8 protein-coding genes and 1 tRNA gene (1 of these 9 running past the window's edge) are annotated in these 6,744 nt (G+C 64.4%); 4 read left to right on the top strand and 5 right to left on the bottom strand.

Annotation, left to right across the window (positions count from 1 at the left end; genetic code table 11):
* Nucleotides 1-7: 7 nt before the first annotated feature.
* Nucleotides 8-394 carry a hypothetical protein gene (locus ACP153_RS18925; protein ID WP_424972578.1) on the bottom strand — a complete coding sequence of 129 codons (387 nt, stop codon included), beginning with the start codon at nucleotides 392-394 and terminating at the stop codon, nucleotides 8-10.
* 128 nt (nucleotides 395-522) lie between these two features.
* On the opposite strand from ACP153_RS18925, the gene ACP153_RS18930 reads away from it, so the two are divergent.
* Nucleotides 523-1,776, top strand: coding sequence for a DNA polymerase IV (locus tag ACP153_RS18930; protein ID WP_424972579.1), 1,254 nt, complete (start codon nucleotides 523-525; stop codon nucleotides 1,774-1,776).
* 4 nt (nucleotides 1,777-1,780) lie between these two features.
* Here ACP153_RS18930 and ACP153_RS18935 read toward each other — a convergent pair whose 3' ends face one another.
* On the bottom strand, nucleotides 1,781-2,644 hold the full coding sequence (locus tag ACP153_RS18935; protein WP_424972580.1) for an N-formylglutamate amidohydrolase: 864 nt from the start codon (nucleotides 2,642-2,644) through the stop codon (nucleotides 1,781-1,783).
* Between the two features lie 133 nt (nucleotides 2,645-2,777).
* Here ACP153_RS18935 and ACP153_RS18940 point away from each other — a divergent pair.
* Together ACP153_RS18940 and ykgO are read left to right on the top strand one after the other, a co-directional pair.
* Nucleotides 2,778-2,852 (top strand) — tRNA-Val (locus ACP153_RS18940).
* A 68-nt stretch (nucleotides 2,853-2,920) separates the two neighbouring features.
* Entirely contained in the window at nucleotides 2,921-3,046 is a 126-nt protein-coding gene (gene ykgO, locus ACP153_RS18945) for a type B 50S ribosomal protein L36 (protein ID WP_035255927.1), read from the top strand.
* Between the two features lie 220 nt (nucleotides 3,047-3,266).
* Here the strand turns inward: ykgO and ACP153_RS18950 are convergent, their stop codons facing one another.
* The 3 genes from ACP153_RS18950 to ACP153_RS18960 form a co-directional block, all read right to left on the bottom strand.
* The gene (locus tag ACP153_RS18950; protein ID WP_424972581.1) at nucleotides 3,267-4,037 is read right to left on the bottom strand and encodes an ATP-binding cassette domain-containing protein; all 771 of its coding nucleotides are present in this window, start codon (nucleotides 4,035-4,037) and stop codon (nucleotides 3,267-3,269) included.
* Complete coding sequence (locus tag ACP153_RS18955) at nucleotides 4,037-5,110, bottom strand: ABC transporter permease (RefSeq protein WP_424972582.1); 1,074 nt, start codon at nucleotides 5,108-5,110, stop codon at nucleotides 4,037-4,039. Before ACP153_RS18955 ends, ACP153_RS18950 begins: the two co-directional genes overlap by 1 nt.
* Nucleotides 5,111-5,285: 175 nt before the next feature.
* The gene (locus tag ACP153_RS18960) at nucleotides 5,286-6,305 is read right to left on the bottom strand and encodes a sugar ABC transporter substrate-binding protein (RefSeq protein WP_424972583.1); all 1,020 of its coding nucleotides are present in this window, start codon (nucleotides 6,303-6,305) and stop codon (nucleotides 5,286-5,288) included.
* 231 nt (nucleotides 6,306-6,536) lie between these two features.
* Between ACP153_RS18960 and ACP153_RS18965 the strand changes: the two genes are divergently transcribed.
* A protein-coding gene (locus ACP153_RS18965; protein ID WP_424972584.1) for an NnrU family protein crosses the window boundary here: on the top strand, nucleotides 6,537-6,744 show its beginning. The gene runs 455 nt beyond the window's last position; only the first 208 of its 663 coding nucleotides appear in the window; the start codon lies at nucleotides 6,537-6,539; its stop codon lies off the right edge, out of view.

Raw genomic sequence — 6,744 nt, forward strand, 5'->3', positions numbered from 1 at the left:
GGAAGGCTCAGGAGCGTGGCGCAGTCCGGGCCTGGCTGAGGTATTGCCTGAGGCTCGCCTGCTGCTCCGGGATCACGGTCGTGGCGCGCAGATAGACATCCACCCCGATCATCAAGGCATCCCGGGGTCCCCCATCACGCGACAGCACTTCCCATTCCAAAGGGCTCAGCCAGGCCGCAAAAAACCACGTGGGCGGCAAGTCTGGCGCGGCTTTGGGGGGCGGACAGAGAATCGGCCAGTTCAGCCGTGTCACGGAGAGGGAAAACCCCAGAACCTCCTCGGCCAGCACCAGTGCGGTCTCCGCCGGGCTGCGCCCCTCGACCCGCGCCAGATTGGGCAACGTCCAGAGCGGACCCGATGCCCCAGAGCGTTCATCCGCGGGCAAACAAGTCACAGCTACCTTCTCGCCATGGAGGGCGGCCAGGGTCACCCCCTGAAATTCCGTGTGTGTCTTCTGTTGCGGCACAGAGAATCCGTATACTGTCCCGGTCGTATCATCCGATAATGGGGCTCGGCGTCTAGATGACCAGTCTCTGCCGCGATTGTCAGCAGCAAAATATCGAGAATCCGCGTTGCCCCCGTTGCGGCAGTCCGCGGCTGATCCGCCATGCGGAACTCGATACGCTGACCATCGCCCATATGGATTGTGACGCTTTCTTCGCCTCGGTGGAAAAACGCGACAATCCGGAGCTCGCCCAGAAGCCCGTGATCATCGGCGGGGGGCGGCGCGGTGTGGTCTCGACCGCTTGCTATGTGGCGCGGATCAAGGGGGTCCGCTCGGCCATGCCCATGTTCAAGGCGCTGGCGCTGTGCCCGGATGCGGTGGTCATCAAACCGCGGTTTGACGCCTATGTGGAGGCCAGCCGCGCGATCCGCGCGATGATGGATGAGCTGACCCCGGATGTAGAGCCTTTGTCGCTGGATGAGGCTTTCATGGATCTGGGCGGGACCGCGCGGCTCCATGGCGCGCCACCGGCAGCGATGCTGGCGCGGCTGGTCAAACGGATGGAGGATGAGCTCGGACTGACGGGCTCCATCGGGCTGTCCCATAACAAGTTTCTGGCCAAGATCGCCTCGGATCTGGACAAGCCCCGGGGCTTTGCGGTGATCGGCAAGGCGGAGACGATGGATTTTCTGGCGGACAAGCCCGTGCGGATGATCTGGGGCGTGGGGGCCGCGGGGCAGGCGGCGCTGGAGGCCGCGGGGATCCGCACTTTCACGGATCTCGCCCGGTGGGAGCAGACGGATCTTGTGGCGCGCTTCGGGTCCATGGGGCTGCGGCTCTATCATCTGGCGCGCGGCGAGGATCGGCGACCGGTCTCGAGCCGGGCCCCGGTCAAGGGGATTTCCAATGAGACGACCTTTTCCGAAGATACGGCGGATCCTGATATCCTTGAGGGGCATGTCTGGCGCATGGCCGAAAAAGTGGCCGGGCGCGCCAAGGCCAAGGGTCTCGCCGGACGGGTCGTGTTGCTCAAGCTGAAGAAATCCGATCACACGCTGGTCACAAAGCGCCATGCGCTTCGCGACCCAAGCCAGATCGCGGACAAGATCTTTCGCGAGGCTATGGAGCTTTTTCGCGCGGTGCCGAAGGGGGAGAGCTATCGCCTGCTCGGTGTCGGGCTGAGCGATCTTGTCCCCGAGGGGGATGCGGATCTGACCGGGGATCTTCTGGATCCCGGTGCGAAGCAGCGCGCGGCCGCGGAGCGGGCGACCGATGCGATCCGGGCGAAGTTCGGGGATGATGCGATTCTGAAGGGGCGGGCCCTGCGCTAGAGAGTTACTCGGCGGCCAGCGGCACTTGCGAGGCGCGCCCGAAGCCCGCGATATCGGCGATCACTTGTTCCATCAGCCGTTGGAAGCCCCGGAATTGCGGGCCGCGCTCGATCTTGTCCTCGTCCATATAGAGGGCGCGGTCGATCTCGATCTGAACCACGTGCTGGTTGCGCGAGGGGCGACCGTAATGCTGGGCGATGAAGGCCCCGGCGAAGGGCGCGTTGCGCGCCACGCGCAGGCCGGCATTGGTGAAGGCGGCCTCGATATGGTCCACCACATGGGCGGCTGCGGCAGCTCCGAACCGATCGCCAAGCACCACATCCGGGCGTTCGTCCGAATGCTGGTGCAGCGCGTCGATCGCCTCATGGGGCATGGAATGGCAATCCACGAGAATCGCCTGGCCAAAGGTGTTGCGGGTCACGTCGAGCATGCGGCGCAGCTGGTCGTGATAGGGGTGCCAATAGGCATCAAGCCGGGCCTTGGCCTCGTTGAGGTGCAATTTGCCGCGGTAGATCGCGCGTCCATTGGCCACCACCCGGGGGACAACGCCGAGGCCCGAGCTGATCCGCGGGTTATGGGTCACCCGGCGCAGCCCGCTGACCACTGCGGGATCGAGCTCATCGGAGTTGCGGTTGAGGTCGATATAGGCGCGCGGAGCCGTGGCTGCGATGGTTTGCGCCCCGTGGCGCGGGGCACAGGAGATCAGCTCATCCACAAAGGCATCCTCGGAGGAGCGGATCGTGTGGGTGTCCAGGATCGTGGCCCGCAGGAAATCCTTCGAATAGGCGCGCCCGGAATGGGGCGACGCGAAGACGACCGATGTGGTGCAGGGCCGGGGGCGCCCGAGTGTATATGCCGTGTGCATCATTGGGGATATACTAGACCGAACCGGGGGCAGGCCAAAAGCCCTTGAACACCTTTGCGACTCCTTTTATAGGACGCGAACCGATCGGGAAGGTGGCTCCGCCGAGGAGCGATTTTGGCGAATTCGGTATTTCATCGGGCGGTTAGCTCAGCGGTAGAGCACTTCGTTGACATCGAAGGGGTCACTGGTTCGATCCCAGTACCGCCCACCATCTCGGCCTTGTCCCTCGGGGCGGCCATCCACCTTGGCGCAGTGCGCGCCGCGACAGGAGACAGACCCATGAAGGTCAAGAACTCGCTCCGCTCGCTCAAGCAGCGCCACCGGGATTGCCGGATCGTGCGTCGTAAGGGCCGCGTTTACGTGATCAACAAGACCCAGCGTCGGTTCAAAGCGCGTCAGGGCTGAGCCCGCGCCGCCGGAGGGATCCGGTCGATCACTGAAAAGATGTAAACCGCCGCGGGAAACCCGGCGGTTTTGTCGTGTTCTGGGCCAACGTTAGACCCGAGGCGCCATGCACATGTGCATGGCGCGGACCCGCGCGGTTCGACGGTTCGGGCAATGTCATAACGAGGGGACCTGGCGCGTCGCCCGCGCTCCACATGTGGAGCGCGCCCCGGGTCCGGGGTTAGGCCGCTTCCATGTTGGGATCCCGCGCGCCGGTCATGAAGGCCACCGCATCGGACATCTTGTAGTCCTTCGGGTCGATCACGCAGAGCCGCTTGCCCAGGCGGTGGATATGGATCCGATCCGCCACCTCGAACACATGGGGCATGTTGTGACTGATCAGAACGATTGGGATCCCCCGTGCCTTCACATCGAGGATCAGCTCCAGCACGCGGCGGCTTTCCTTCACACCGAGAGCTGCGGTGGGCTCATCAAGGATGATCACCTTGGACCCGAAGGCCGCCGCCCTGGCCACGGCCACGCCCTGGCGTTGCCCTCCGGACAGGGTCTCCACCGCCTGATTGATGTTCTGGATCGTCATCAGCCCGAGCTCGCTCAGCTTCTCGCGCGCGAAGCTCTCCATCGCGGCGCGATCCAGCTGCCGCAGCCATTTCCCGCGAAACCCCGGTTTGCGCAACTCGCGCCCCATGAACATGTTATCCGCGATCGACAGGGCCGGAGACATGGCGAGCTGCTGATACACCGTCTCAATCCCCGCATCCCGCGCGTCCAGCGGACTGGAAAAGCGGACCTGCTTGCCCTCCAGATAGACCTCGCCTTCGTCGGGGATTACGGCCCCGGAGACCGCTTTGATCAGGGAGGACTTGCCCGCGCCATTATCGCCGATCACCGCGAGGATTTCGCCCGGGTAGAGTTCGAAATCGCAATGATCCAGCGCGGTCACGCGGCCATAGCGTTTGACCAGGTTCTTTCCTGCCAGCACCGGTTCCATCAGACAGATACCTTTCTAATCCACTGATCCACCGCCACGGCAGCGATGATCAGCAGGCCAATCAACAGGAAGGTCCATTGGGCATCCGCCCCCAGAAGGCGCAGCCCTAGGGTAAACACCCCCACGATCAGCGCTCCGAAAAACGCGCCAAGGATCGAGCCCCGCCCGCCAAAGAGCGAGATGCCCCCGATCACCACAGCGGTGATGCTTTCGATATTCGCGAGCTGTCCGGACGTTGGCGAGACCGACCCGATCCGCCCGATCAGCGCCCAGCCCGCGAAGGCGCAGATCAGACCCGAGAGCATGTAGACCGAGATCAGCACCCGCGAGACCTGCACGCCGGAGAGCTCCGCTGCCTCCGGATCATCGCCCACCGCATAGACATGGCGGCCCCAGGCGGTTTGCCGGAGCACATAGGCGAGCACGAAAACCAGCGCGACCATGAAGATCACCCCGTAGGTCAGGCGCGCGCCGCCGATCTCCAGCGTGGTGCCGAAGAACTGCAGGAGTGGGGCTTGTTCGCGGATCTCCTGACTGCGGATGGTCTCGTTGGCGGAGTAGAGGAAGTTGGTGGCCAGCACGATCTGCCACATGCCCAGGGTCACGATGAAGGGCGGCAATTTCACCCGCGCCACGAGCCAGCCATTGATGAAGCCCATGGCCGTGCCGCAGATCAGGCCGCAGATGATCGAGATCTCCACCGGGATCCCGTAGCGGAAGGTGAACTGCCCCATCACCACAGAGCTCAGCACCATGATCGCGCCCACGCTCAGGTCGATCCCGGCGGTCAGGATCACAAGGCTCTGGGCCGCGGCGACAATGCCCACGATCTGCACCTGTTGCAGGATCAGGGTCAGGGCGAAGGGGGAAAAGAACTTGGACCCCAGAAGAACTCCGAAGATCGCGATCGCGGCCACCAGCACGATCAACGGCACGAGGGCCGGGGTCTGGTGCAGCGCGTGCTGGAATTTGCGGGTAAATCCCTGGGGGCCTTGATCGAACTCGGCGACGCTGGTCGTGGCGTCCTGAAGGGAGGCTTCGAAATCCTGCCCGCGCGGGGTGGGGTCGGTCATATGGGTCGGCTCCGGTCGCTAGGGGGCAAGACTGTGCGGTGCCTCTTCTCGCCAGCAGGCACCTGGGGGACGCGGACCCGATCCAGGGACCGGGGCCGCGCATGGGCGGGGAACAGGCGCGGCACCCGGGTCAGGCACCGCATTCTGTTACCGCCCCTCGCTCAGGGGCTGCAGGTCACCCCCAGCAGAGGTCCATACCCTCTTTGACGGAGATGCTCTCGACGCCGTCCACCGGCTTGTCGGTCACGAGCGCCACGCCTGTGTCGAAGAAGTCCTTGCCTGGGGTCGGGGCAGGCTTCTCGCCGGTATCGGCCCAAGTCTTGATCGCTTCGATCCCCAGCGAGGCCATCAGCAGTGGGTATTGCTGCGACGTGGCGCCGATCACGCCATCGGCGACGTTCTGCACGCCGGGGCAGCCGCCATCGACCGACACGATCAGCACGTCATTCTCGCGACCAATGGCCTTGAGCGCTTCATAGGCGCCCGCGGCCGCCGGCTCGTTGATCGTGTAGACCACGTTGATGAAGGGGTCTTTGGCCAGAAGATTCTCCATGGCGCGGCGGCCGCCTTCCTCGTTGCCGGCGGTTACATCATTGCCGACGATGCGCGGATCATCCTCATCGCCCCATTTGTTCGGATCGCCAAGCTCGATGCCGAAGCCCTGCAGGAAGCCCTGATCGCGGAGCACGCCGACCGTCGGCTGCGACACGGCCAGATCCAGCATGCCGATCTTGGCATTGCCCGCATCATCCCCCAGCGACGCCGCCGCCCAGGCCCCGATCAGCTCCCCCGCGAGGAAGTTGTCCGTGGCAAACGTGGCATCCGCCGCATCGATCGGCGAGAGCGGCGTATCGAGCGCGATCACCACAAGCCCCGCCTCCCGCGCCTGCTGCACGGCGGGTACGATGGATGAGGTGTCCGATGCGGTGATCAGGATCCCCTTCGCCCCATCGGCGATGCAAGTTTCGATCGCGGCCACTTGCGTCTCGTGATCGCCATCGACCTTGCCTGCGAAGGACTTCAGCTCAATCCCCAGCTCCTCGGCCTTGGCAGTCGCGCCTTCCTTCATCTTCACGAAGAACGGGTTGGTATCCGTCTTGGTGATCAGGCAGGCGGAAATGGAATGCCCCGCGGCCATCGCGGCTCCGGACATGGAAAGACAGGCCAGGGCCGTGCCCAGCATCAGCTTTTTCATAGAATGCTCCTCCCAGAACATGCGCCCGTTTTCGGCGCAAAAAGGTGCCCGCTCTGAAGGCGGGACTGACCCGAGCGAACCACAGCCTGCGGCAACTTGTCAATCAAGCGTGGGTCTTAGGGGCTGTGACGGGGCGTGGGGAGGAGGAACACTCGCGGGCAAGGGGCCTTGCGGCACATCAAAGACGCTAGGCCGCGCAAGGGCTCAACTGCGCGAAAGGAGAGATGCGACATGGGGTGGTCTGAGCTAATCGTGGCGTTCTGCGTGTTCCTGCTGAGCCATGCGATCCCCGTGCGCCCACCCGTGAAGCCTTGGCTCGTGGCGCGGTTGGGGCAGGGCGGCTTTACGCTGGCCTATTCCGTGTTGTCCCTCGGGGTCCTTGTCTGGGTAATCGGGGCGGCGGGGCGCGCGCCCGTGGTCCCGCTCTGGCCGCAGATGC

It is taken from the genome of Dinoroseobacter sp. S76, from assembly GCF_049801095.1.
Taxonomy (GTDB): domain Bacteria; phylum Pseudomonadota; class Alphaproteobacteria; order Rhodobacterales; family Rhodobacteraceae; genus Dinoroseobacter.

Coding starts and splice junctions, on each gene's coding strand:
- ykgO (WP_035255927.1), top strand. CDS start 2,921: ATGAAGGTCAAGAACTCGCTCCGCTCGCTCAAGCAGCGCCACCGGGAT.
- ACP153_RS18950 (WP_424972581.1), bottom strand. CDS start 4,037: ATGGAACCGGTGCTGGCAGGAAAGAACCTGGTCAAACGCTATGGCCGC.
- ACP153_RS18930 (WP_424972579.1), top strand. CDS start 523: ATGACCAGTCTCTGCCGCGATTGTCAGCAGCAAAATATCGAGAATCCG.
- ACP153_RS18935 (WP_424972580.1), bottom strand. CDS start 2,644: ATGATGCACACGGCATATACACTCGGGCGCCCCCGGCCCTGCACCACA.
- ACP153_RS18960 (WP_424972583.1), bottom strand. CDS start 6,305: ATGAAAAAGCTGATGCTGGGCACGGCCCTGGCCTGTCTTTCCATGTCC.
- ACP153_RS18955 (WP_424972582.1), bottom strand. CDS start 5,110: ATGACCGACCCCACCCCGCGCGGGCAGGATTTCGAAGCCTCCCTTCAG.